General features: G+C 71.5%; 21 protein-coding genes. 18 read left to right on the top strand and 3 right to left on the bottom strand.

The annotated features are described in order from the left end of the window. Positions 1 to 156 precede the first annotated feature (156 nt). Positions 157 to 861: a pentapeptide repeat-containing protein gene (locus E1287_RS05165; protein ID WP_131963653.1), complete on the bottom strand. Its 705-nt coding sequence runs from the start codon at positions 859 to 861 to the stop codon at positions 157 to 159. A 423-nt stretch (positions 862 to 1,284) separates the two neighbouring features. Between E1287_RS05165 and E1287_RS05170 the strand changes: the two genes are divergently transcribed. The 8 genes from E1287_RS05170 (at position 1,285) to E1287_RS05200 (ending at position 13,629) form a co-directional block, all read left to right on the top strand. After that, positions 1,285 to 2,250 carry a hypothetical protein gene (locus E1287_RS05170; RefSeq protein WP_131963654.1) on the top strand — a complete coding sequence of 322 codons (966 nt, stop codon included), beginning with the start codon at positions 1,285 to 1,287 and terminating at the stop codon, positions 2,248 to 2,250. Positions 2,251 to 2,280: 30 nt separating this feature from the next. Then, on the top strand, positions 2,281 to 3,456 hold the full coding sequence (locus tag E1287_RS05175) for an epoxide hydrolase (protein ID WP_131963655.1): 1,176 nt from the start codon (positions 2,281 to 2,283) through the stop codon (positions 3,454 to 3,456). 421 nt (positions 3,457 to 3,877) lie between these two features. Then, entirely contained in the window at positions 3,878 to 6,706 is a 2,829-nt protein-coding gene (gene lanL, locus E1287_RS05180) for a class IV lanthionine synthetase LanL (RefSeq protein WP_131963656.1), read from the top strand. Beyond that, the gene (locus tag E1287_RS05185; protein WP_131963657.1) at positions 6,703 to 8,670 is read left to right on the top strand and encodes an alpha/beta fold hydrolase; all 1,968 of its coding nucleotides are present in this window, start codon (positions 6,703 to 6,705) and stop codon (positions 8,668 to 8,670) included. Before lanL ends, E1287_RS05185 begins: the two co-directional genes overlap by 4 nt. Positions 8,671 to 8,674: 4 nt before the next feature. Continuing rightward, the gene (locus tag E1287_RS43540; protein ID WP_165968888.1) at positions 8,675 to 8,830 is read left to right on the top strand and encodes a VenA family class IV lanthipeptide; all 156 of its coding nucleotides are present in this window, start codon (positions 8,675 to 8,677) and stop codon (positions 8,828 to 8,830) included. Positions 8,831 to 9,012: 182 nt separating this feature from the next. Beyond that, entirely contained in the window at positions 9,013 to 10,755 is a 1,743-nt protein-coding gene (locus tag E1287_RS05190; protein WP_131963658.1) for an ABC transporter ATP-binding protein, read from the top strand. Then, positions 10,752 to 12,488, top strand: a complete 1,737-nt coding sequence (locus E1287_RS05195; protein WP_131963659.1) for an ABC transporter ATP-binding protein — start codon at positions 10,752 to 10,754, stop codon at positions 12,486 to 12,488. Before E1287_RS05190 ends, E1287_RS05195 begins: the two co-directional genes overlap by 4 nt. A 70-nt stretch (positions 12,489 to 12,558) precedes the next feature. Then, a complete protein-coding gene (locus E1287_RS05200) occupies positions 12,559 to 13,629 on the top strand; it encodes an amidohydrolase family protein (protein WP_131963660.1) in 1,071 nt (356 codons plus the stop codon). Between the two features lie 19 nt (positions 13,630 to 13,648). Here E1287_RS05200 and E1287_RS05205 read toward each other — a convergent pair whose 3' ends face one another. Both E1287_RS05205 and E1287_RS05210 read right to left on the bottom strand, forming a co-directional pair. Beyond that, a complete protein-coding gene (locus E1287_RS05205; RefSeq protein ID WP_131963661.1) occupies positions 13,649 to 14,272 on the bottom strand; it encodes a GAF domain-containing protein in 624 nt (207 codons plus the stop codon). A gap of 349 nt (positions 14,273 to 14,621) precedes the next feature. Continuing rightward, on the bottom strand, positions 14,622 to 15,014 hold the full coding sequence (locus tag E1287_RS05210) for an STAS domain-containing protein (protein ID WP_131963662.1): 393 nt from the start codon (positions 15,012 to 15,014) through the stop codon (positions 14,622 to 14,624). 240 nt (positions 15,015 to 15,254) lie between these two features. Between E1287_RS05210 and E1287_RS05215 the strand changes: the two genes are divergently transcribed. From E1287_RS05215 to E1287_RS05260, 10 genes are all read left to right on the top strand, one after another. Beyond that, positions 15,255 to 16,094, top strand: a complete 840-nt coding sequence (locus tag E1287_RS05215) for an alpha/beta hydrolase (RefSeq protein ID WP_243718640.1) — start codon at positions 15,255 to 15,257, stop codon at positions 16,092 to 16,094. Positions 16,095 to 16,203: 109 nt separating this feature from the next. Continuing rightward, positions 16,204 to 17,211 carry a MaoC family dehydratase gene (locus E1287_RS05220; RefSeq protein ID WP_131963664.1) on the top strand — a complete coding sequence of 336 codons (1,008 nt, stop codon included), beginning with the start codon at positions 16,204 to 16,206 and terminating at the stop codon, positions 17,209 to 17,211. Positions 17,212 to 17,493: 282 nt separating this feature from the next. Beyond that, a complete protein-coding gene (locus tag E1287_RS05225; RefSeq protein ID WP_131963665.1) occupies positions 17,494 to 18,468 on the top strand; it encodes an ABC transporter substrate-binding protein in 975 nt (324 codons plus the stop codon). Positions 18,469 to 18,494: 26 nt separating this feature from the next. Beyond that, complete coding sequence (locus E1287_RS05230) at positions 18,495 to 19,454, top strand: LLM class flavin-dependent oxidoreductase (protein WP_165968889.1); 960 nt, start codon at positions 18,495 to 18,497, stop codon at positions 19,452 to 19,454. Between the two features lie 34 nt (positions 19,455 to 19,488). After that, on the top strand, positions 19,489 to 20,313 hold the full coding sequence (locus E1287_RS05235) for an ABC transporter ATP-binding protein (protein WP_131963667.1): 825 nt from the start codon (positions 19,489 to 19,491) through the stop codon (positions 20,311 to 20,313). Further along, the gene (locus tag E1287_RS05240) at positions 20,310 to 21,107 is read left to right on the top strand and encodes an ABC transporter permease (RefSeq protein WP_165968890.1); all 798 of its coding nucleotides are present in this window, start codon (positions 20,310 to 20,312) and stop codon (positions 21,105 to 21,107) included. The genes E1287_RS05235 and E1287_RS05240 overlap by 4 nt, the downstream gene beginning before the upstream one ends. Then, positions 21,104 to 21,952, top strand: a complete 849-nt coding sequence (locus E1287_RS05245) for an ABC transporter permease (protein WP_131963669.1) — start codon at positions 21,104 to 21,106, stop codon at positions 21,950 to 21,952. The genes E1287_RS05240 and E1287_RS05245 overlap by 4 nt, the downstream gene beginning before the upstream one ends. Continuing rightward, entirely contained in the window at positions 21,949 to 22,869 is a 921-nt protein-coding gene (locus E1287_RS05250; RefSeq protein ID WP_131963670.1) for an NAD(P)-dependent oxidoreductase, read from the top strand. Before E1287_RS05245 ends, E1287_RS05250 begins: the two co-directional genes overlap by 4 nt. Before the next feature lie 48 nt (positions 22,870 to 22,917). Next, complete coding sequence (locus E1287_RS05255) at positions 22,918 to 23,745, top strand: alpha/beta hydrolase (RefSeq protein WP_165968891.1); 828 nt, start codon at positions 22,918 to 22,920, stop codon at positions 23,743 to 23,745. Between the two features lie 49 nt (positions 23,746 to 23,794). Further along, the gene (locus tag E1287_RS05260) at positions 23,795 to 24,562 is read left to right on the top strand and encodes a GntR family transcriptional regulator (RefSeq protein ID WP_131963672.1); all 768 of its coding nucleotides are present in this window, start codon (positions 23,795 to 23,797) and stop codon (positions 24,560 to 24,562) included. Positions 24,563 to 24,578: the final 16 nt, after the last annotated feature.

Here is a 24,578-nt window from a genome sequence, read left to right on the forward strand (position 1 = left end):
CTTTGCCCGAAGGGCGAACAATCCGAGAAAATTGACTAAAAGGGGAGCTTCTTCCGTCAGCTTCTCCGCACTTCCGGTGCTCAGACGCCATTCCGGAGGCCGTTGATGAAGATCATCAACGGCGAAATCTTCTGCGGGCCCGCTATACCGGACGCGCTAGCGGCAGGCGCCTTCAGAGGGCTTGCCGCGCCACGTCTTCTCGGCGGCCTCGTCATACTCCGCACCGCTGAGATCGGCGCGATCGACCCTCGCCCCGAAGAGATCGGCGCCGGTCAGATCGCCGCCGCGCAGGCACGCGTCTCTGAGATCCGCGCCACGCAGATCGGCGCCGCGGAAGCTCACGCCGTCCAGCCGCGTCCTCGACAAAGTGATGCCCTGGGCGGACGCACCCGCGAAGTTCTCGTGGCGCAGATCCAATCCGCCCAACTGCGCCCCGGCCAGCAGCGCGCCGCGAAACTCGGTCCGTTTCACGACGTCGGCGGTCAGGGTCTTTCCCCGCAGATCGACCGGACCCGCCGGTTTCTTGTCCGCCGTCCCCGGATCGAAGAGGTCTCGCGCGGACGACCCGTGGATGACGAGCGTGGCCAGCCCGGCGAAAACGACGGCGAGCGCGACCGCGAAGCCCCGTTCTCGCGGGTTGAGCGCCCGGCCCATCAGGACGAAGCCGCCCACAAGACAAAAGCCCAGTGCCGCGAGAGAGCCTCTCGTCCCCAAGAACTCCCCGCAGACCGCGACCAGAGTTATGGCAAGTGCCGGCCATATCCAAATCGGCAGAGCTCTTGCCTGGTCGCCCTGGGGCGGCGGAGGATCGACGGGGAGCACCTGCTCGCCGGCGGCGCTGGAGGTCGGTGTCTGCGCCACGCTCCGATATTGGCAGAACCGGCCTTCCCTGGCGAGCGGTCGTCCATCTCGTCCGCACCATCCGTCCGCGTCCGACCCCACGGCGAGCGAGCAGGCCAGCGCAGCGGGAGTCCCCTGACATGACACATTCAGGGCCGTTCACACCACCCGGAGTGACCGTCCGGGGCGGTACCGTTCAAGAGCCGTGCCCTACGTGCCGCGGAGGTCGTAAGGGCATACTCGGAAGCGACGGTTATTTCGAGTGCTCCTCTGGTCACACCTGGATTTTCGCCTGCCCGCAGCAGGGCTGTGGAGAACCGGTGAGGCTGAGAGAGGGAAAATTGGTCTGCAGAAACAAGCACGAGCTGAAAGAACGTTGAAGCTGTCATGAGCGCGCCCGATCTCGGAAGTGCTGCGGGGGCACGAGTCGGACGATATTTCAGCTTGGTCAGCGTACTGCCGTCCGCTGTGCTGGTCTTCTACGTATATCTGCTGATATCGAGCGGGGCCTGGAGCGGCCCGCCCGACTGGAAGCGCGCCGCCACCGCCGTCACGGGCATCGGGGTGGGCACCGCCGCGGCGCTCTCGGTCCTCTCACTGCTCGCGGGGCTGGTCCTCCATCCCCTCCAGTTCGCGCTTGTGCAGGTTTACGAGGGCTACTGGGGGACGTCGAAGACCGCTCGCCTGATGGCCACCAGACGTGCGATGCGGAGATGCAGGTACGTCGAGGCTTTGCGAGACGAGGAACGGGACATCAACGACCATTTCAAGGAGCACCCTGAGCTCAGTGTTCCCCTGCGGCATTGGCTCATGACGACGCACCTCGAGGCGGGCAGGGTGAGCACATTGTTCCCGAAGGAGTCGGAGCTCTTCATGCCGACCCGGCTCGGCAACGTGCTGCGCCGGTACGAGACCGAATCAGGAAAGCCCTACAAGCTGAACACGATTCAGGTCGTCCCGCTGCTCGCGCTGGTCGGACAGGAAAAGGATGTCGAATACCTGAACGATCAGCGCGGGGCTCTTGATCTCGCGGTTCGCATGAGCGTCACGTCCCTGATCGCCTGCGCGTTCTCCATCGCCTTCCTCTGGCAGGACGGCCTGTGGCTCATGATCAGCCTGATCCCGTACGGACTCGCCTACCTTTTCTATCGCGGTGCCGTGGTCACCGCTCGCGAGTACGGCACCGCGATCGCCGCACTCATCCTGTTGAACCGCCGGGCGCTTTACGAGCGGCTCGGCATCCCCAAGCCCGCCGACACGAGGGAGGAACGGCTACAGAACGAAGATCTGCAACAGTTGCTCGATCACAAGGCTCGCGCAGATCTTTCCTATGAGCCGGAGCCCGAGTTGTGGTGGCAGCGTCTGGACAAACGGCTGTTCGAGAAACCCGACCCTGGCGCTCAGCCCTGAGGCCGATCGCCGGTGCGTAGGGTGAGGGCCATGCCGGATGTGCCGCATCGCCCTGAGGCGTTCACGTCGGAGACCGAGCCCGCAGCGCTTGAGGACCTTCGTACGCGGCTGCGCGCGACGCGCTGGCCGGACGCGCCCGAGGACGCCGGCTGGTCGCTCGGAACCGACCTCGCCTACCTCCGCGAACTCGTCGCCTACTGGGCGGACGGGTTCGACTGGCCGGCGCAGGAGGCGCGGCTCGCCCGGCTGCCCCGCTTCCGCGTCCGGCTCGGCGGGCTCGGGATCCATTTCGTGCACGCGCGGGCCGTGGCACCGGCCGGGCCCGTCCTGCCGCTGGTTCTCAGCCACGGCTGGCCGGACTCGTTCTGGCGCTATACGAAGGTCATCCCCCTTCTCACCGATCCGGGCGCGCACGGCGCCGACCCCTCCGACGCGTTCGACGTGGTCGTGCCCGACATGCCCGGCTACGGATACTCCGATCGTCCAGCCGGTCAGCCGCTCGACTCGATCGCGGTCGCCGGTCTGTGGGCCGAGCTGATGAGCGTCCTCGGCTATGAGCGGTTCGGCGCGGCGGGCGGGGACATCGGCAGCCATGTGAGCCGCTACCTCGGGCTCGACCACCCCGACCGGGTCGTGGCCGTCCACCGGATGGACGGGGGTCTGCCCGCCCATGCCGGCGACCCGGCCGACCTCACCCCCGAAGAGCGCGCCTGGTTTCAGGACGCCGTGGCCTGGGGCGCCGCCGAGGGCGCGTACGGCGCCGTCCACCGCACGAAACCGCAGACCGCCGCCTTCGGGCTCACCGACTCGCCGGCCGGGCTCGCCGCCTGGATCGTCGAGAAGCTCCGGGCGTGGAGCGACTGCGGCGGGGACGTCGAGCGGCGCTTCACCAAGGACGAGATCCTCACGAACGTCACCCTCTACTGGCTCACGGGGACGATCGGCTCGTCGATGCGCATGTACCACGCGAACGCCGCGATCCCGCCCGCCCAGCTCGCCCGCCGGGTCGAGGTGCCGTCCGGGTTCTCGCTCTTCCGCGGCGACATCGTCCGGCCCCCGCGGGCGTGGCTCGAGCGCACCACGAACGTCGTACGCGTGACCGAGCCCGAGCGCGGCGGGCACTTCGCGCCGTTCGAGGAGCCCGAGCTCTACGCCGAGGAACTCCGCGCCTTCTTCCGCCCCTATCGGACGGCGGCGACGGGCTGACAGGGCCGACGGGCCCACGGCGAATAGCACATCGCGTCGGCGACTCGCCAGCGGTGAATGTGGCAGCCATCGGCCATGACCGATACCGAAACTGATTCGTCGCCGAATTGGTAAATTCCGTGCCGAATCATTAGACGGCCAAGACGGACATTATTCGCATTCCGGAACTCCGCCGGTATTTGGATCATCTCTGCCGCCCCATCGGTCACACGGAGCCCTGCAATCAGTAAGGCCCTTGTATCGCTTCAGTAAAAGTCTCCGGGGCGCCACCGGTGGCGTCCCCGGGTTTCCGTGGTTACCGTGTTCTCGTTCGCCGAATGCCTACATCTAATGATCGAAGGCGATAGATCGGAAAGATCGACGGGCACACCGCGGGACGGACCGGAAGCCGGGACGAAGCGGAAAGAGAGCGGCAATCCACATGGCGGAATTCAATTTCAGCGTCTTCTCCGGCGCGACGTCTCCAGACGCCGGGGACGGCCGTCTGATCGAGGTACTGGACCGGGCGCTCGCCTCGTCGTCCGGCACCGCCGGCTGGACGGCGCGCCGCGGCGCCATGTGGTGCCACCTCGAACGCGAGGGCGGCGTCTGCCCAGCACAGGGGTGGAAACTGCACGTCTCCGCCACGCCGGCGTCGGCCGTCGAGGTGCTCTCGCGCTCGCTCGCGGTGCTGCTGGCCGCAGGCTCCTCCTTCAAGTTCGCCGCCAGCCATGATCGCGTCGCGGCGCTGAACGCGCGCAACACCTCCCGCGGGCATTCGGGGAAGTTCATCACCGTCTATCCGCAGAGCGACGACGAGGCCGTCCGGCTGGCGCTGGAATTGCACCGGGCGACGGAGGGCCTTGCCGGGCCGCGCATTCTGTCCGATCGGCCCTACGCTCCGGGCAGCCTCGTCCATTACCGGTACGGCGCCTTCGTCGAAGATCGCCGGATCACCAACGACGGGTTCTACGCCTGGATGATCCTCGATCCGGACGGCAATGCCGTGGAAGACCGGCGAACCGGCAGATACCTGCCGCCCTCCTGGGTCGAATGTCCCTTCCCCGATCACCGGCCGAGCAGTCAACTCCCCGCCGCGAGCAACGACGGCGGTAACGCCAATGGCGGTGGCGGTGGCAACCGGGGCGAGATACTGATCGGAACGCGTTTCGCGGTCCGCGAGGCGATCCGCCACACCAACAAGGGCGGCGTGTACCGCGCGGTCGACACCCGTACCGGCGACCCGGTGGTGATCAAGGAGGCGCGCCCGCACGTGGCCGCCGACGAGAACGGGGCGGACATCCGCGACCGCCTCCGGGCGGAGGCCCGGGCGCTCGCCGCCGTCGAGCACCTGGGGCTGGCCCCGCGCCCCCTCGAACTGTTCACCCAGAGCGGCCATCTGTTCCTGGCGCAGGAGATGATCCCGGGAACCTCGCTGCGGCAGTGGACGGCCGACCTGATCGCCGACAGCGGTTGGGGCCCGCACCTGCCCGAGGCCCTGGAAATTGCGCACCGGCTGGCCGGACTGATGCAGGAGGCGCATGACGCGCGGCTCATCCTGCGCGACTTCAACCCGAACAACATCATGGTCCGCCCGGACGGCACGCCCGTCCTCATCGACCTGGAACTGGCGGTGACCGCCGGAGACCCCGAGCAGGGGCCGCTGCGCGCGGGGACCCCCGGCTACGCGGCGCCCGAGCAGATGGACGGCGCGTCCCCGCACCCCGCGGCCGACCACTTCGGCCTCGGCGCGACGCTCTGCCATGTGATCACCGGCGGCCCGCCGTTCCTCCTGGACGAGGTTCCCGCGACGAGGCCGGTGACCGAACGGCTCGCGGAGCTGCTGCGAGCCCGCACCCGCGGCCTGACGCCGCCCCCGTCCCTGACCGCCCTGCTCCTCGGGCTGATGGCCGACGACCCCGGCGACCGCTGGTCCCCGGCGCAGGCCCGCGAAACGCTCGCCGCCCTGACGACCGGCGCGCCGACCGTCCCGTCCGAAGGCGCGGCGGGGGACGCGGCGCTCCCGGTGTCCCCACTCCCGGACGACGGCCCGGAGTGGCTGCGGGAGCAGAGCGGGCGAGCGGTCACCGGAATCGTCGGGCATCTGCTGGCCTCGATGACTCGCGGGGAGGGCGGCGCCCTGTGGCCCGCGTCCTGCGTCCACGGAGCACCCGACCCGTGCAGCGTCCAGCACGGCGCCGCCGGAGTCCTGGGCGCGCTGGTCCGCTGCCACGGGCTCGTCGAGGCCCCTGGGCTCCCGGACGCGATCACGGACACGAGCCGCTGGATCCTCACGCGCCTGGACGACGGCACGACGCGTCCCGCCGGCCTGTACTTCGGCACCGCCGGCGCGGCGTGGGCCGTCCTGGACGCGGGGCTGGCGCTGGACGACGCCGACCTGGTCGACGGCGCGCTGGCCGTGGCCGACCGGCTGCCGCTCGCCGTGCCCGGCCCCGACGTCACCCACGGGACGGCGGGCATCGGCCTGACCGCCCTCCACCTGTGGGCCCGCACGGGACGCGAGCAGTACGCCGACCGGGCCGCCTCCGCCGCCGACGCGCTGGTCGCGGGCGTCGAGAAGGGGCCGGAGGGGCTCGGCTGGAGCACCCCGGCCCAGCACGAGTCCAAGCTCGCCGGGAAGCGGTACTACGGTTTCGCGCACGGCATCGCCGGGGTCGGATACTTCCTGATCGCCTGCGCCGAGGCGACCGGCCGCGACGACTACCGGAACCTTGCCGTCGACGTCGGGGAGAACCTGCTGGACGCGGCGGCCGTCACCGAGCGGTCGGTGATGTGGGGCGCAGGCCCCGGAGACGCGCCGACGGCACCGTACTGGTGTCACGGCGGGGCAGGGATCGGCGCGTTCCTGGCCCGGCTGGGCGCGGCGACCGGCGACGAGCGGTTCGTCCAATACGCCGAGCGCTCCGCGGAAGCGGTCATGGAACACCGCTGGCGCGCCCCGCTCGGGCAGTGCCACGGGCTGGCCGGCAACGGAGACCTCCTGCTCGACGTGGCCGCGCTCACCGGCGAGGACCGCTACCGCGACGCCGCCTGGCGCCTCGCCGAGATCATCCTCGCCAACCGGGCGCACCGCGACGGGCACGCCGTGTTCCCCGACGAGTTCGGCCAGATCTCGGTGACGTGGGGCGACGGCATCAGCGGCGTCCTGGCCTTCCTGCTGCGGCTGCGGCACGGCGGCCCCCGCCTGTGGACGGCCGGCACCGCGCTCACCCGCACCGCCGCGGTGATCGGTTCGGGGCAGGCGTCGTGAAGGCCGCCACGCCGGATCCCGTCCTCCCGGAGACGCCGCTCATCCCGAGCCGGTTCGGGTTCGCGTTCTCCGCGAGCGGCCTGTGGGCCGCGTGCCTGAGCGCCGTGCAGGACGACGTCACGCTCGAACGATGGGACCTGGCGTGTCCCGCGCCGTCCCGCCGCGCGCTCGAACGCACCGGCCGCGGCGACGGTTTGATGATCGACGGTCCGGTGGCCGACCGGCGATGCGGCGCGCTGCCGCTGGACGACGGCCGCGTGCTGCTCCTGCGGCCGGCGACCGACGATCACGGAATACCCGCCGGGCACGGAACCGTGCTCGCGGTGGGACCGGCCGGGTCCGGGCTCCAGGTCACCCGGTCCTGGCCGGTCCCTTCCATGCTCGGCGGGTTCCTGCTCGCCGAGCCGGGACAGGCGGGGACGGCGCTGCTCGTCGCCGTCGAGGACGGGCAGAACTCGCGAATCTGGCGGCTGGCGGCGTCCGGCCTCGAACCGGTCCTGCGCATCCCCGGGGTGCTCGCGGGCGGCCTCTGGGTGGACGGCGCCCGCACCCTCGCCCTCGACCACACCGCACCGGGACACCGGGCCAACGGCATCCTGGTCGACCTGCGCGAACGCACCTGGCGCCGGGTCTGGTCGGTGTCCGACACCACGACCGACCGCATCGTGGCCTACAGCCCCCGCTCGGGCGCCCTCGCCGTCACGACCACGTCGCCGGGCGTCCAGCAGGCGGGGGCCGAGCAGATCGGGCTGCGGTTCCCGGACGGCGGGCCCGTCCGGTTCCCCGAGACGCTCAACCGGTCGTCGCCCCTCCGAACGCCGCTGACCTTCGACGCCGCGGGCGAGCGCCTGCTCGTCAGGGAGATCGACGGCGCGGTGGCGCGGCTCGCGGTGTACAGTCCGGCCGCGGACCGCCTCGCCGCTATCCCCGGCCCGCGCGGGATGCTGTGGGGACCCGCCCGATGGTCGGACGACGGCCGGATCCATGTGCGCTTCGCCGCTCCGCACCGTCCGCCCACCCTGGCGACGGTCCCGGCCGCGCTGACGACCGTGCCGACCGCCCTGGCGACTGTGCCAGAGCGGGCGCGTCCCGGCTGGTCACTGGCCCCGAACGCGCCCGGAAGCGGCGGCGGCTGGCACGGCGCCGACCTGGTCGAGCTGCCCGGCCCTGCGGGGCCGATCGAGGCGATCGTCTACGGCGACCTGAGCAGGCCGCGCCTGGTGCTGGCCCTGCACGGCGGTCCGCTGGCGGCCTGGCGGTTCGAGTTCGAGCCGCTCTTCCAGCACCTGGCGGCCGCCGGCGCGGCGGTGGTCGCGCCCAACTACCGGGGCAGCACCGGCTACGGCGAGCGGCACCTGCGGCCGGTCATCGGCGACTGGGGCGGCCCCGACCTCGACGACGTCGTCCACCTGGCGGGCGCGATCGTCCGTGACCGCGACGCGGCGGGACTGCCCCGTCCGGTCGTGCTCGGCGGAAGCTACGGCGCCTACCTCGCCCTGCTCGCGGCCTGCCGGTTCCCGGAGCTGTGGTCGGGCTGCGCGGCGCTCGCACCGTTCACCTCGGCGGACGGCCTGCACGCCGCGGCCCCCGGCGCGGTCAGGGAACGAGTCGCGCGCCTGAGCCGCTGCGCGGCGAACACAGGCGACGCGGCGGACGCGGCGGATGCGGCGGGCGGCGAACCGGACGCCGGACGCGACGTGCTGCAAGCGTGCGCGTCGATCACCGCGCCGCTGCTGATCGCCCACGGCGCCCGGGACGAGGTCGTCCCGGCAGGGCAGTCCCGGGCGCTGCGGCGGCGCCTTCTCGAACTAGGCAGGACCGAAGGAGTCGACTTCGACTACCTGGAGGTCGACGACGGCCATCACGGCGTCGTCCAGGCCTGGCCGGCGGTCCTGCGACAAGCGGTGGTCCGCTTCTGCCTCACGGCAGGGCGAACCTACGCCACCGAACAGGAAAGGAGGTGAAGACATGGACACGTTCGACGGTGACCTCGTGGCCGCTCTCCAGGAGCTGCCGGAGTCGGACCCCATCGAGCTCGAGGGGATCCAGCTCGGAGGCACGTGCAACTGCGTGGGCCTGCTGACGCTGCTCAACACCATCTGCGTTGGCGTCTCTTGCGCGTAGTGCCGCGCCACCCATGCGGAACCCGGGACCCCTGAGAAGTTTCCGGCCCGCAGAACCCCGGTCACGGACCGGCTGATGCCGGTCCGTGACCGGACCCGAACTCGAGTCTAGAAGACGTTCGCGTGAAAGGAACGGAGCCGACGAGGGTGGCCCGGAAACCGACAGTCTCCGCCGGTGCCGTCATGCCCGGCGGCTCCGCCGTCCTCCGTGCGGGCGGACGGCGGCTGCTGCGCGAGGCCGTGCGCCGCTTCCGGGTGAGGATGGCCCTGCTGTCGGTGCTCACGGCCATCCGCGTCGCGGCGATGCTGAGCACGCCGGTGATGCTGGCCAGGGCCGTCGACGCCGCCCACACCCAGGAGGATCTGGGCGCCGCCACGGCGTGGCTGGCCGTCACCCTGGGCGTCGCGCTCCTGGCCGACGCGGCGGAGGACGTCCTCGGCGCCTACTGCGGCAGCCACATCACCGTCTGGCTCCGGCACCGGCTGCTCGGACGGGTGCTGGCGCTCGGGCCGCACGGGCAGCGGCGCTTCCCCACCGGGGACGTCCTCTCCCGGCTCACCGAGAGCGCGTCGGGGCCTTCGGCGTTTCCCGTCCTCCTGGTGACGGCGGCGGCCGCGCTGGCGACGACGGCGGGCGCCGTGACCGCCCTCGCCATGATCGACTGGTGGCTCGCCGCGGCGTTCGCGGCGGGCGTGCCGCCGCTGATCGTGGCGCTGCGCCTGTTCGTCACGCAGGCCACCGACCCGTTCGCGCGCTACCAGGCATGCCAGGCGGCGATCGCGACCCGGCTGCTCGACGCCCGGCAGGGCATCCGCACCATCCAGGCGAGCGGCACCGCCGCCGCCGAGGCCCGGCGGATCCTCGGGCCGCTCCCCGAACTGCGCCGCGCGGGGGAGGAGACCTGGGCGGTGCAGGGCCGGGTCAGCCGGCGGCTCGCGCTCCTCGCGCCCCTCACCCAGGTCCTGGTGGTCGGCGTCGCCGGGCTGCGACTGGCCACGGGCGACGTCACCCCCGGCCAGCTCGTGGCGAGCGCGTCCTACGCCGCGATGGCCGTCGCCTCGGCCTCCCTCTTCGACACCTTCGTCGCGCTGCTCAACTGCCAGGTCGGCGCGGGCCGGATCAACGAGGTCCTGGCGGCCGTCCCAGCGGTGCGGCCGCCGGACCTCCCGGTGCCTCTGCCGGACGGGCCGGGACGGCTCCGGCTGCGGCGGGTCACCGTCCGGATCGGGGACCGCGCCGTCCTCGACCGCCTCGACCTGGACGTCCCGCCCGGCGCCACCGTCGCCGTCGTCGGTGCGTCCGGGACGGGGAAGAGCCTGCTGGTGTCGACGGTAGGACGGCTCCTCGATCCCGACGAAGGGGTCGTCGAGCTCGACGGCGTGCCCGTGACCGATCTTCCGCTCCCACGGTTGCGGCACGCCGTCGCCTACGCCTTCGAACGTCCCGCGCTGCTCGGCGCCACCGTCCACGACACGATCGCCTACGCCCGTCCCGGCGCGACGCGCGCCGAGGTCCGCCGCGCCGCCCGGGCGGCGGCGGCCGACGACTTCATCCGGGCGCTCCCGGACGGGTACGACACCCCGCTCGCCCGCGCCCCCCTGTCCGGCGGCGAGCTGCAGCGACTCGGCCTGGCCAGGGCAGCGCTCACCGACGCGAGGATCGTCGTCCTCGACGACGCCACCAGCAGCCTCGACACGGCCACGGAGCTGAAGGTGACCCAGGCGCTCCAGCGGGTCCTGGCCGGACGCACCAGCCTCGTGGTGGCGCGCCGTCCGGCCACGGCCGCCCGCGCCGACCTCGTCGCCTGGCTCGACGCGGGCCGGATACGGGTGCTGGCACCGCACGCGGACCTGTGGCCGGACCCCGGCTACCGCGCCGTGTTCGCGACGCGTCCGACCGCCACACCGGAAGCCGCGGGCACATGACGGCCCTGCCGGAACGCACGGGCCGCGCGGCGGCCGCGCCCGCCGCCCGCCTCCTGCACCGGCACGTCCGCGGGCAGTGGGCAGCGATGCGGCGGCTCGCCGCGTGGTCGGCCGTCGAGGCCCTCCCGACGTTCGCGTCCGGGCTCCTCCTCGCCCGCGCCATCGACCACGGCTTTCTCGCGGGACGTCCGATGACCGGTCTGGCCTGGTTGGCTGCCCTTGGTGCGCTGTACGTCGTCGGCGCCGTGGCGACGGGCCGGGTCTACCCATGGCTCGCCGCGACCGTCGAGCCGCTCCGCGATTCCCTGGTCGGCGAGGTCGTGGGCGCCGTCCTGCACAGGGGGGCGTCAGGCACGGCGGGCGCCGGGGTCTCGCAGGTCACCGAGCAGGCGGAGGCCGTCCGGGCGCTGCTCGGATCCGCGCTGCGCAACGTCCGGCAACTGCTGTCGGCCGGGATCGCCGCGCTCGTCGGGCTGGCCCTGCTCTCCCCGCGGCTTGCGCTGGTGACCGCGCTGTCGGTGGCGATCGGCCTGGGGATCTTCGGCGCGTTCATCGGGCTGCAGGTCCGCCGCTACCGCGCCGTCGTGCTGCGGGCCGAGGAGATCGGCGAGTCCGCGGCGGCGGTCGTCCACGGCGTCCGGGACGTCGTCGCCTGCGCCGCCGAGGACCGCGCGTCCGACACGGTCGGACGGGTCGTCGACGCCCAGGCCCGGGCGCTGCGCGCATACGCCCGGACGCGCCTGGTCCGCGTGCCCGTGCTGGCGTTCGGGGTGCATCTGCCGCTGCTCGCGCTGCTTCTGCTGTCGCCCTACCTGACGGAGCACCAGGGATTCACGACGGGGGAGATCGCGGGGGCGGTGGCCTACCTCGTCACCGGGCTGCAGCCGGGCGTGACCGTCCTCGTCGACGCGGGAGGGACGCTTCTGCTCAGCCTCGCGGTGGTCCTGGGCAGGCTCTCCGAGATCTGCGCCACCGGCCCGGCGGGGCGCGTCCTGGCCGCCGGCCCGGCCCCGGTGGCCGCCGGGCGCTTCGACATCGAAGCCCGGCATGTGACGTTCGCCTACTCTCCGCGCGCCGCGCCCGTCATCGAGGACCTGTCGCTCGACATCCCCGAGGGCACGCACCTGGCCGTGATCGGCCCCAGCGGGGCGGGCAAGTCGACCCTCGCCAACCTGCTCACGGGGCTCGCGACACCGCAGCGCGGCCGCATCACACTGGGCGGGGCGCCCCTGGATCCCGTGCGGACGAAGTCGTTCATCACCCTGATCCCGCAGGAGAGCTACGTCTTCGCCGCGACCTTGCGCGAGAACCTGACCTACCTGTGCCCGCACCCTGCCCAGGCACGGCTGGACGACGCCGTCCACGCGGTCGGGCTGGCCGAGACCGTCGACCGCCTCGGCGGATACGACGCCGAGATCCCGCCCGGAGGCGCCACGCTGTCGCAGGGAGAACGCCAGCTCATCACGCTGGCGCGGGCCTACCTGTCCCCGGCGCCGATCGTCGTCCTGGACGAGGCCACCAGCCACCTGCACCCGGCGGCCGAGGCCCGTGCCGAGCAGGCGCTCGCGGACCGTGGCGGCACCCTGATCGTCATCGCCCACCGGATCAGCTCCGCCGAGCGCGCCCACCTGATCCTGCTCCTGGACGGCTCCGCCCACGTCCTCGGCACCCACGACGCCCTGCTGCGCCGCAGCCCCCTGTACTCCGAACTGGTCGGCCACTGGCACACCTGATCGCCGCCTGAGTGTCGGGCCCCTGCACTACTCTCGGTATCCAGTCGTGGACGTGTAGTGAGGAGACGATATGCCCGTAATGGTGCGAAAGCTCGCCCGGACGGCGGCCGGCGCCGCCGTGGCGGTGTGCCTGCTGACCCCGACCGCGGCCTCGGCCGAACCGGGATGCTTCGACCGCCGCACCCGCCCGTACACCTCCGTGGTGGACAGCCATCTGCACTTCCGGCCCTTCGGCGGACGCGCCATCCCCTTCCCCGAACTGCTGAAATACCTGAACAGCAGCGGCGTCCGCTACGCCAACGTGTACGGCATCGGGCAGACGCTCCCGGCCGGTTCGTCGTGCACGTACTACCTGGACTGCCCCGGCACCCCGGTCACGCCGAGCATGCGGAACGACTTCGTCAACGCGGCCAACTACGCCGCGTCCAAGCCCGGCAAGCCGCGCCTGGCGCTGTCGATGACCTTCCCCGACCTGGCCAATCCGGACGATGTCGTCGAGAAGATCAGGCTTCTGGACCGCGAGTACCCGGGCCTGTTCACCTGGATGGGCGAGGTCAACCTGATCAAGCAGGCGCTGCTGCCCAACAAGCACGAACCCGCCGACAAGGGCGACATCGACCGCTGGGCGCCGTTCATGAAGATCCTGCGGCAGCGTTCGATCCCCATGACCATCCACTCCGACCTCGGCAACGACGCCGAGCCGACCAAGTACCTGCCGCTGATCCGCAAGGTCCTGAACCGCTACCCCGAGAACAAGATCGTCTGGGCGCACATGGGGCTGTCCAAGGAGCTGAAGGACATGCCCGCGGCCCGGCACATCCAGATCATGGAGGAGCTGCTGAGGGCGCACCCGAACCTGACCCTCGACATCAGCTGGCGCGTCCTGTACGACCAGTACTTCAAGGACCCCGCCGTCCGCGAGAAGTACGTGGCCCTGTTCGACCGCCACCCCACGCGCGCCATCCCCGGCACGGACTTCGTGGCGTCCCGCGACAAGAACTACAAGATCTACAAGGAGGAGCTGCGGGTCACCAGCGAGATCAACAAGTACCTGGGCGATGACGCCTTCCGCGGCATCGCGCTAGGCCAGAACTACTTCCGCCTGCTCTCCCTCAAGGACCAGGCTCCCAGAATCTGCTGAACCGCCCTTTCCGCCAGCGTCACATCTGCCGGGGCAGCGGCGGGTGGAGCGAGCCCATCCGCACGACCGCGGGATCCGGCCGGACGGTCGCGCGCCGGTCTTCGGCGAGCTGGACAAGGCGCGCGGCCGTGTCGGCGAACAGCAGCAGCTGGCGGGCGGCGGACGGGCTGAACGGCTCCGCGCCCGGCCGTCCGAGGACGGCGAGCACTCCGCGCGTCGCCTCCCCGGTGTCCAGCGGCAGGATCAGGATCGGGCCGGCCGGCAGGGTGCTGAGCGTCTGGTCGGCCACGATCCGCGCGGACAGGGCCCGGCGGGAGCTGAACGCCCGGCCGAGCATCGACCGGCCGCGCCGCACCGTCAGCCCGCGGATGCGGTCGCCCTCCGCGCCGACCGCGATGTCGATCCGCAGGGTGAGGGCGTCTTCGGCGGGCAGCGCGATGAACGCCAGCGGGACGCCCGCCATGCCGCGGGCCAGCTCGGCCACGCGGGTCAGCAGGTCGGGCAGGGCGACGCCGTCCAGGACGGCCGCCATCAGGTCGAGCGACGCCGCCACGCGCGGGCTGTTGTCCGCGCCGCGGGACCCGTTCGCCGGGCCCCAGCCCGGTGCGGTCAGATCGTCAGCGGTCAGATCGTCGGTGGTCATGTCGTCACCACGCTTCCTCCTCCATCCGGAGGCCGACCCCGCCCCGTCCCGGCACCCGCCGGGCCTGTACCCGATACACCCGCCCCGATGCGCCCGTGCCCGGTGCGTCCGTGCCTGGTGCGCCTGTGCCCGATGCGCTTGCTCGGTGCGTCCGTGCTCGGTGCGCCTGTGCCCGATGCGCCTGTGCCCGATGCGCCTGTGCCCGGTGCGCTTGGGCGCGGTGCGCTTGGGCGCGGTGCGCTTGGGCGCGGTGCGCCTGGGCCCGGTCCGCCTGGGCCCGGTCCGCCTGGGCCCGGTGCGTTCGTGTCCGGTGCGTCTGTGTCCGGTGCACGGGTGGAGGCCGCGGCTATCAGGCTGCGGCCGATCGCGGGTCCGAGTCGCCGGCCGGCGCCCAGGCGGCGGGCGGACGGACGGTGAAAGCACGGGACAGCCCGGTGACCCGCAGCAGCCTGGCCGTGTGCGGACGCGGCCGGGCGAGGATCAGGCCCGTCCCGTCCCCCTCCAACCGGCGTTGCGCGCCGACGAGCATCGCCAGCCCGGACGCGTCGCAGAACGTCATGCCCGACAGGTCGATGACCACGTACATGCCGGGGTCGCGCAGCGCGACGTACAGGCGCTCCCGCAGGGACGGGGTGGAGGACACGTCGAGCTCGCCGCTGATGGCGATGACGGTGTGGTCGGCGAACCGTTCACAGGTGAGGTCGGCCCCGGCCGTCTGGACGGGATGGTGTTGCGGCGTCATAGCGCCGGACCTGTCTGGCCCGCGAAGGACCGAGAATCGAGAAACCAGGGGACGCGGGCTTGGCCGCCCGCATCGAGTGAACCCTCGTCACCACGAGTCTACGCCCTCGCCCCGCGATCGCAGGTGTACGCGAGGCCCACCTGCGATCAATCCTCGAAACGCGGCCTTGAGGCCCGATGAGTTCTCGACGTGCGGGAAGTCAGCAGAGGCATGAGTACGCACACACTTCAGATTCCCGGCGTGGACCTCGTCTACGACGTCCGCGGTCCGCTGCCGCCCGCCGGCGGGCGCCCGCCGCTGGTCCTGATCGGGCAGCCGATGGACGCGAGCGGCTTCGGCGCGCTCGCGTCCCACTTCCCCGAGCGGACCGTGATCACCTACGATCCGCGCGGCTTGGGGCGCAGCACCCGCAAGGACGGCCGGATCGACCACACGCCCGAGACGCAGGCCGCCGACCTGCACGCCCTCATCGCGGAACTCGGCGCGGGCCCCGTCGAGATGTTCGGCAGCAGCGGCGGCGCGGTGACCGCGCTCGCCCTCGTGACGGCCCACCCCGGCGACGTGACCACCGTGGTCGCGCACGAGCCGCCGCTCATCTCGGTGGTTCCCGACGCCGCGGCCGTGGAACGTGCCCGGGCCGGCGTCCGGGACGTCTACCAGGCCAAGGGCTGGGGCGCGGGCATGGCGGCGTTCATCGCGATGACGTCCTGGCAGGGCGAGTACACCGACGACTACTTCGCCCAACCCGTGCCGGACGCGGCCGCCTTCGGGATGCCCACCGAGGACGACGGTTCCCGCGACGACCCGCTCCTGTCCGACCGCTCGTGGGCGGTCAGCAGCTACGAGCCCGACGTCGAGGCGCTGACCGCGGCGCCGACGCGGATCGTGATCGCGGTGGGCGAGGAGTCCCTGACCACCTTCACCGGACGCGCCCCGCTGGCGCTGGCCGAGCTGCTCGGCCAGCAGGCGATGGTGTTCCCCAGCCATCACGGCGGCTTCATGGGCGGCGAGTTCGGCCAGACCGGTCAGCCGGAGGCGTTCGCCCGCAAACTCCACGACGTCCTGGACGCCGCCACCTGATGATCGCCCGCAGGCGGTAGCCGCGCCACCGCTACCGCCTGCGCGAACACATGACCCTCTGCAGGCCGTATCGAACGAACTTGCTACGTTCGTGGCCCGGAGGTGACCGATGGTGAGCGCGCGTGTGGAAACGGTCGACGGTCCGTACTTCGAGGACCTCCACCACGGCCTGCGGTTCGAGGACGGTCCCGCTCGGACCCTCACCGAAGGGCTGGCCGCCGCCCACCAGGCCGTCGTCGGGTGCCGGTCGCCGCTCGCCCTGGATCAGGGGCTGTCCCGGCGAGTGCTCGGCGACGGCGTCCTGGCCGCTCCGAACCTCGTCTGGGACGTCGCCATCGGCCAGTCGACGACGGCCACGCACACGGTCGTCGCGAACCTCTTCTACCGGGGAGTCGTCTTCCGGCGGGCGCCTCGGCTGGGCGACACGCTGCGCACGACCACCGAGGTGGTCGGCCTCCGGCAGAACTCCCGCCGTCCCGGACGGCCCGCCAGGGGCCTGGCCGCGTTGCGGATCAGCACGGCCGACCAGGACGGCCGCCCGATCCTGGACTTCTGGCGCTGCGCCATGCTGCCCCTGCGGGATCAGGCCGCCGAGACCGGGCACGCCGACGACCTGTCCGCGCTCGGCACCGACCCCGGACGGGACGAGATGGCGGCGGTGGCGTCCGGATGGGATCTCGCCGCCTACCGGGACGCGCTGCCCGGCCGCCATTTCGCCGGGCTCGCCCAAGGGGACGTCTATCAGGTGACCGGCGGGGACGTCGTGTCCTCGGCGCCTGAACTGGCCCGTCTTACGCTGAACGTCGCCAAGGTGCATCACGACGCCACCGCCGGCGAGCAGGGACGGCTGGTCTACGGCGGCCACACCATTGGCATCGCGCTGCACCAGGCCGTCCGGGCCTTGCCGAACCTGGTCACCGTCGTCGGCTGGCACGGCTGCGACCACGTCGGCCCGGTCCGCGAGGGGGACACGCTGACCAGCACCATCGAGGTCGAGCGGACCGAGCCACTCGCGCGGGGCGGGCTGGTGCATCTGCGCTCGCTCGTCCGGTCGGTCCGGGCCGGTGCGGACCCGGCCGACGTCCTCGACTGGCGGTTCGTCGCCCTCTTCGCCTGACGACCGTCCGGCACACGCGCTTGATCACCTGACGGTCGGCTGGTGCGCCCTGCCGGTGGAATCGCAGATCAGACGCCATGCCGCGCGGGGTCCTCCGGCGTCCGGTCATCGCTTGAACTCCGCTTGGCGGCTCATTGACGCGCGGATGTTGTATGTGACAACATCCGCGGACGTGAGCGGCGCCACTTCCACGTGACCGTGGGCATCGGTGGCGGTCAGAGGAGCGAACTTGCGCGGGCCCGGCCACGGGCCTGCGTCGCGCCGCCGGAAAGCGAGGGGTTCATGAGGATTCGGGCACGCGCTCTCGGTTCGGTGCTGATCGGTGCGTCACTCGTCCTCGCCGGTTGCGGCGGGGACGGCTCGGAGGGCGAGGGCGGCGCGAAGAAGATCACCGTCGCGACCCAGCCGGACTTCTTCGGGATACCGCTGTACTTCGCGGTGCAGAAGGGCTTCCTGAAGAAGCAGGGGCTGGACGCCAAGCTCCAGAAGTACCCGACCGGCGTGGAGGGCACGGAGGCCGTGGCGACCGGCCAGGCGGACTTCACCACGGTGGCGGGGTTCCCCGTCGTCAGCCTGGCGGCGCGGAAGGCGCGGGTGAAGGTCATCGGCCACAACGCGACGTCCGCCCAATGGTGGGGCTTCGTCACCGACGGCAGCATCAGCAAGCCGTCCGACCTCGAAGGCAAGACCGTCGGGTTCCAGTCGAACTCCACCGCCAACTACTGGTTCGACCGGTTCGTGGCGCACCACGGGCTGGACAAGTCCAAGATCAAGGTGCTGGACGCCAAGTTCGCGCAGCTCGTCCCGTCGTTCGCGCAGCGCAAGGCCGATGCCATCATCCACTTCGAGCCCAACGTCTCCAAGGCCGTCGCCAGCCGCGGCGGCGCCAAGGTGACCTGGTGGGGCGGCGACGACGGCCTGCTCCCGTTCTACGGATACGTGTCGGCGGGTCCGAAGGTCTACGAGGACAAGGACACGGCGCTGCGCGTCCTGCGCGGGCTGCGCGAGACGGCCGCCTACATGAAGGCCAACGAGGCGGAGGTCGTCGCGTTCGCCAAGGAGCTCACCGGGATGACGGACGACGCGGCGGTCCGGAAGATCCTGGCCCAGGTCGACTTCAGCCTCGCGTTCGACCCGAAGAGCATCGAGCAGATCCAGGCGATCGCCGACTACCAGCTGCAGCGCAAGAACATCAAGTCCCGCGTGGACGCCAAGAGCCTGGTCGAGACGACCTGGGTCCAAGAGTCCGACCGGTAACGACCTGCCACGCGGAGGCACGACTCGTGGAAATCGGGATCTCACACCTGCCGGCGTCGCCGTCCAGGGCGCTGCGTCTGGCCCGGATCGCCGAGAGCACCGGCATCGGGCGCTTCGGGGTCGCGGACTCGTCGCACCTGTTCGGCGCCATGTACCCCACGGTGCAGCTGATCCTGTCCCGGACGTCGCGGATCAAGGTCGGCCCGTTCGTCACGAATCCCGTCACCCGGCACCCGTCCGTGCACGCGGCGGACGTCGCCGCGCTCGCGGCGCTGTACACCCCGGAACGGCTGGCGGTCGTCATGGGCGCCGGCGACTCGGCGGTGCACAGCGTCGGGTTGGGACCGGCCCCGGCCGAGCAGGTGCGCCTGGGGTTGCAGACGATCCGCGGCGCGGCGCCGGACGGCGTGACGCTGGAACTGGCGGCGAGCGGACCTAAGGCCGCCTCGATGATGGCCACCGGCATCGACGGGCTGGTGCTGGGCGGCGGCCTGTCGGCGTCCTGGACCCGGCGGCTCATCGAGGCGGCGGGCCGCCCGGTCAGCGCGCGCGTCTTCCTGATCGGCCACCTGGTGGAACGCGAGGACGAGGCGGCACGGGCGCGCGAGGCCGTGCGCGCCTCGGTCCTCGCGGTGGCCCGGCACGCCATCGGCATCGACATGGCCGCCCGGGACGTGCCGGTCCGGCTGCGTCCGGGGCTGGAGCAGGCGTTCGCCCGCTACGACTTCTCCGCGCACGCCAAGGCGGCCGGGGCCAACGAGCGGCTTCTGGACGACCACCCGGAGGAAGAGGCGTACCTGTTCGAGCGGTTCGCGGCGGTGGGCACCGCGGGCGCCGTCGCCGAACGCCTGCGCGCTTTCCAGCGGGAGACCGGGATCGACGGCGTCGTGCTGAGCACCACCGTGCCCGACCCCGATTCGCACGTCGCCCTCGCGGGGGAGCGACTGACCGCCGCGCTGGGCCCGTCAGCGCGGACACCCCGATGACCCCTCACACCACAGCCGACGGGAGAGGCCGCGCATGACACCACCGATCGCGGATTCGCAGTCGCGTCCGTCCGACGAGGCGTTCGTCGTCATCGACGACGTCTCCTTCGCGTACCCCGGCAGCCCTCAGCCGATCCTTCAGGACGTCGGCCTGGAGCTGCGGCGCGGGGAGTTCTTCGTCCTGCTCGGCCCCAGCGGATGCGGCAAGACCACGATCCTCAACCAGGTCGCGGGCTTCGAGCGTCCGACCACGGGGTCGATCAGCATGGACGGCAAGCCGGTCACCGGCCCCGGACCTGACCGCGCGGTCATCTTCCAGGGGGACGACTCCCTGCTCGGTTGGCTGAACGTCCGGCACAACGTCGAGTTCGGGCTGCGGGCGCTGCGCACTCCCGCCGCCGAACGGAACCGGCGCGTCCAGCATGCACTGGAGATGGTCGAGCTGGACGGGCAGCAGGGCAAGTTCCCGCACGAGCTGTCGGGCGGGATGAAGCAGCGCGTCCAGATCGCGCGTGCCCTGGTGGTGGACGCGCCCGTCCTGCTGATGGACGAGCCGTTCGGCGCCCTGGACGCGCAGACCCGCACCACCCTGCAGGACGCGCTGGCCCGCCTGTGGGAGCAGTCCCAGCGGACGGTCCTGTTCATCACGCACGACATCTCCGAGGCGCTCATCCTCGCCGACCGGATCGGCGTGATGACCTCCGGACCGGCCGCGCGGCTCCAGACGGTGATGGACAACCCGCTGCCGCGGCCGCGCGCACGCGGCGCCGCGGAGTTCGCGGAACTGTACCGGGAGGTGGAGGAGGCGGTCACGGCCGCGAAGTCCCGTCCACCTGCCGCCGCCGGGGAGGCCAGGTGAACCGGGCCGGCTCGGGGGCCGCCGGACGCTGGCGCTGGCAGCGGCTCTCCCTGAACGTCCTCGCCGTCCTGCTGGCGGTGCTCGCCTGGCATGGCGCGGCGCTGTGGAAGGACAACCTGCTGATCTTTCCCACGCCGCTGACCTGCCTGTCGGCGCTCGGCGACGTGCTGTCCGATGCGGAGCGGCGCGACCAGCTGCTCATCACGCTGCGGCGGGTGGTCGTCGGGTTCGCGCTGGGCAGCGCCCTCGGGATCGCGGTCGGCGGGCTGATCGGCAGCGTCCGGGCCGTCGCGCTGACGCTCGAACCGGTCGTCCATTTCCTGCGGTCGGTGACGCCGGTGGCGTGGATCGTCCCCGCCACGATCTGGCTGGGCGTGGGCGAGGGCTCGCTGCGGTTCATCGTGGTCTACGCCACGGTCTTCCCGGTGGCCATCAACACCCTGACGGGCCTGACCCAGGTGCCGGTCAACAAGGTGCGGATGGCGCGCACGTTCGGGGCGTCCCGGCTGCGCATCCAGCTCTCGATCGTCCTGCCGAGCGCCGTGCCGTACATCGTGACCGGCATGCGCCTGTCGCTGGGCTACGCGTTCATGAGCGTCGTCGCGGCGGAGATGGTGGCGGGCAACGACGGCATCGGCTTCCTGATCTACGACTCGCGCGTCTTCTTCGACACCGCGACGATGTTCGCCGGGATCCTGCTGCTCGGCGCGGCCGGGCTGCTGGCCGACCGGGTGTTCAGCGTCGTCATCCACCGCGGCCTCGCCCGCTTCTACGCCGGGCAGGTGAACACGTGAGCGCGACGACACGGGCAAGGACCGGCGACGGGGCGGCGACCCGGGCGCGGCGCGCGTCTGCGCGGCGGGCGCGTCTGCGCGGGGCGCCGGTGGCCGTCGCCGGGATCTGTGTGATCCTCATCGGGTGGGAGGTCGTCTCCCGCGCCTACGGCAAGCCGCTGCTGTTCCCTGGACCCGCGGACACGGGCTCGACCTTGCTGGACGGTCTCACCAGCGGGAACATCTGGACCGCGTCGGTCGCCAGCGTCCTGCGCGTCATGGCGGGCCTGCTCGCCGGCTCGCTGGCCGGGGTCCTGCTGGGCCTGCTGTCGGGGTCGAGCCGGGTGCTGGAGGCGCTGCTCGAACCGTTCATCAACGTGTTCCGGTTCATCCCGCCGCTGGCCTGGTTCGCTCCGGCGCTGCTGTGGCTCGGATCCGGGGAGACGTCCAAGGTCGCGCTGATCGTCTACACCTCGGTGTTCGTCGTCGCCGTGAACACCGCCGCCGGGGTGAAGGCCGTCCCGCGCGACATGATCCGGATGGCGCGCACGTACGGCGCGGGCCCGCTCAGGCTGTTCTTCGCCGTGCGGCTGCCCGCGAGCCTCCCCTACATCTTCTCCGGCGTGCGCATCGCGCTCGGGAACGCCTTCATGACGGTCGTCACCGCCGAGATGCTCGGCGCCGAGTCGGGACTCGGCGTCCTGATCACCGAGGGGACCGCCAACACCGACGTCCGCGGCGTCTTCGCCGCGCTGATCACTCTGGGCGCGCTGGGGCTGTGCGCCGACCGCGCGTTCGTCCGCCTGCTCCGAAGGTACGGCGGACGGTTCTCGGCCGCTACGCGAGAGGAAGGTCTGATCCGATGACGACCCTGGTCACGGGCGCGTCCGGTTTCGTCGGCAGGTACGTGGTGCGCGAGCTGGTCTCCGCCGGAGCCGACGTCGTCGCGCTGGACCACGCTCCCGCCGCCGGGCCGCGGCCGCGGTCCCCACGGGTGACGGCCGTCCAGGGCGACGTCCGGGACCTCAGACGGCTGACGCGCATCGCGCACGAGCACCGGGTCGGCCGGATCATCCATCTGGCCTCGCTGCTGGCGCCGGCGTCGCAGGACGACCCGTACCACGCGCTCGAAGTGAACGTCGTCGGGACCCAGAACCTGATGGAGGTCGCGCTGGCGCACGGCGTCACCCATTTCACCTGGGCGAGTTCGATGGCGGTGTTCGGCCACCAGACGCAGGCCGACGACGGCGCCGAGGAATTCACCGAGTCGAGTCGACACTGCCCTGACAACGTCTACGGCGTCACGAAGTCGTACGCCGAGGGCATCTCGCTCGCGTACCGCGAACGGTACGGGCTCAATACCGTCGGGCTGCGCATCGGCCTGGTGTACGGGCAGGGCAAGGAACGCGGCGAGGGCCTGTTCACCGAGCACCTTTTCGACCGGCCCGCCCGTGGCGAGGATTCCGTCGTCCCGTACGGGGACGACGTTTTCTCCTGGCAGTACGTCCGCGACGTCGCCAGGGCGTTCATCCTGGTCAACGGCCTCGACGAGACCGATCAGGGCATTTACAACCTGCCCGGCACGGTGGCGAGCATGCGGGACGCCGTGAGTCTCGTCCGGGATCTGCGTCCCGGCGTGTCCGTTCGCACCGAACCGGGACGGCTGGGATTCCCGCACCGGTTCAGCGTGAGCGCCTTCGAGAAACTCGCCGGGGACGAATACCGGCTGACCCCCATGCACGATGCCTTCGCGGAGACGCTGGACCTGATCCGCAATGGCTGATTTTCCGCGGCTTCGCGGCCACCGGCACGACGAGAACGGGAGGTGAGCGTGGGAACGCTCGAATTGAGCGACGGGTCCGTGATCTGGTACCGGCGCCAGGGAACAGGCCCGACGATCCTGCACGTTCACGGGAGCGGATTCGGCTACCGGAACTTCGCGATGCTGACACCGCATCTCGTCGACTCCTTCGAGGTGATCGACCTGGACCTGCCCGGCTATGGGCAGAGCGTCGCGAAGGGTCCGCTGGGCGTGGCCGAATGGGCTGATCACCTCGCCGAATTCATCGAGCGGCTGGACGGCGGTCCCGTCCACGTGCACGGCACCTCAATGGGCGCATTGGTCGCCACCACGCTCGCGGCCCGCCATCCCGAAGTGCTGAAAGATCTGATTCTCTCTTGCTGCCTGTTCCGTTACGACAACGCCGCCCGGCACATGCGGCACACCTGGAAGCGCGGCGCGATGGACAGCGGCATGGTCCAGGCCGCCGACCTGACGGCCGCTGCGGGGTTCTCCCGCGGCTTCTACGACCGTCCGGACGCCGCGGAGATCCTCGACCGGTTGAGAACGGCGATGGGCTCCAACGACCCGAAGTCGTTCGTCGCCGGCACGGAGAGCCTGGAGGCGATGGACCTTTCCGACCTGCTGCCCAGCCTGCCCCGGACCCTGCTGCTCGGCGGGGACGAAGACCAGATGACGCCGCCCGTCCCGGCGGGCAGCGGAGTCGGCTTCGACACGGCCGTGCACGTCATCCCGGACGCGGAACTGCACATTCTGGAGAACTGCGGTCACTATCTGGTGCTGGAGCGGCCGGAGCGCGCCGCCGAGATCATCGAGCGGTTCGTCCTCCATCGCCGGAGCCGGGCGGATCTGTCATGATCCGCGACAGCCGTACGCCCATCCGTACGCCCATCAGGAGGAGCAGAGAATGAGCAGCGAGCCGTCATCGCGGGCGAAGCCGTCGCCGTCCGATCGGTCGTCTCGCGCCATCAAGCTGGACCTGCCGAGCGACGCCGCCGGTCAGCCGCAGGTCACCGACACGGTGGAGCAGCGCATCGCGCAGGAACTGCGCCGGCTGATCGCCGAGGGCGACCTCGCTCCCGGGGCCCACCTGCCGTTGCGCCAGCTCGCGGCGCACTTCGGGGTCAGCATCACGCCGGTGCGGGTGGCGCTGATCGAGCTGGCCGCGGCGGGACTGGTGGTCAGCCGCCCGCATTCCGGCATGCGGGTGGCGCCGATGAGCCTTGAGGAGTTCGAGGAGGTCTGGACGATCAGGGTGGGCCTGGAATGGTGGCTCACTCGCAGGGCCGTCGAGCAGGTGCAGGACCACGACATCGAGCACCTGCGCGGCGCCCTGGAGAAGATCCAGCACGCCGCGCACAGCAAGGCGGAATGGCCGGAGTACGTCGGGCACAGCTGGAACTACCGCCGCTACCTCTACTCGCTCGCCAACCGGCCGCAGATGTTGAGCAACCTGGACACGATGTACGTCCGGTCGGCCAGGTACAGCCGGCTCATGCTCGTCGACGGCGAGCGGATCCACCGGGCCGCCGCCTCGATGGAGAAGGCGCACGCCGCCGTGGAACGGCGCGACGCCGCCGCGGCCCAGGAGGTTCTGCGACGCGGAATGGAATGGACGATGGAGGCCGCGCTCAAGCAGTTCGTCAGCGATCTGCCCGCCACGCAGGAATGGTGATACGGCGTCGAATCCG

The sequence above is a fragment of the Actinomadura sp. KC06 genome, assembly GCF_004348735.1.
Classification (GTDB): domain Bacteria; phylum Actinomycetota; class Actinomycetes; order Streptosporangiales; family Streptosporangiaceae; genus Spirillospora.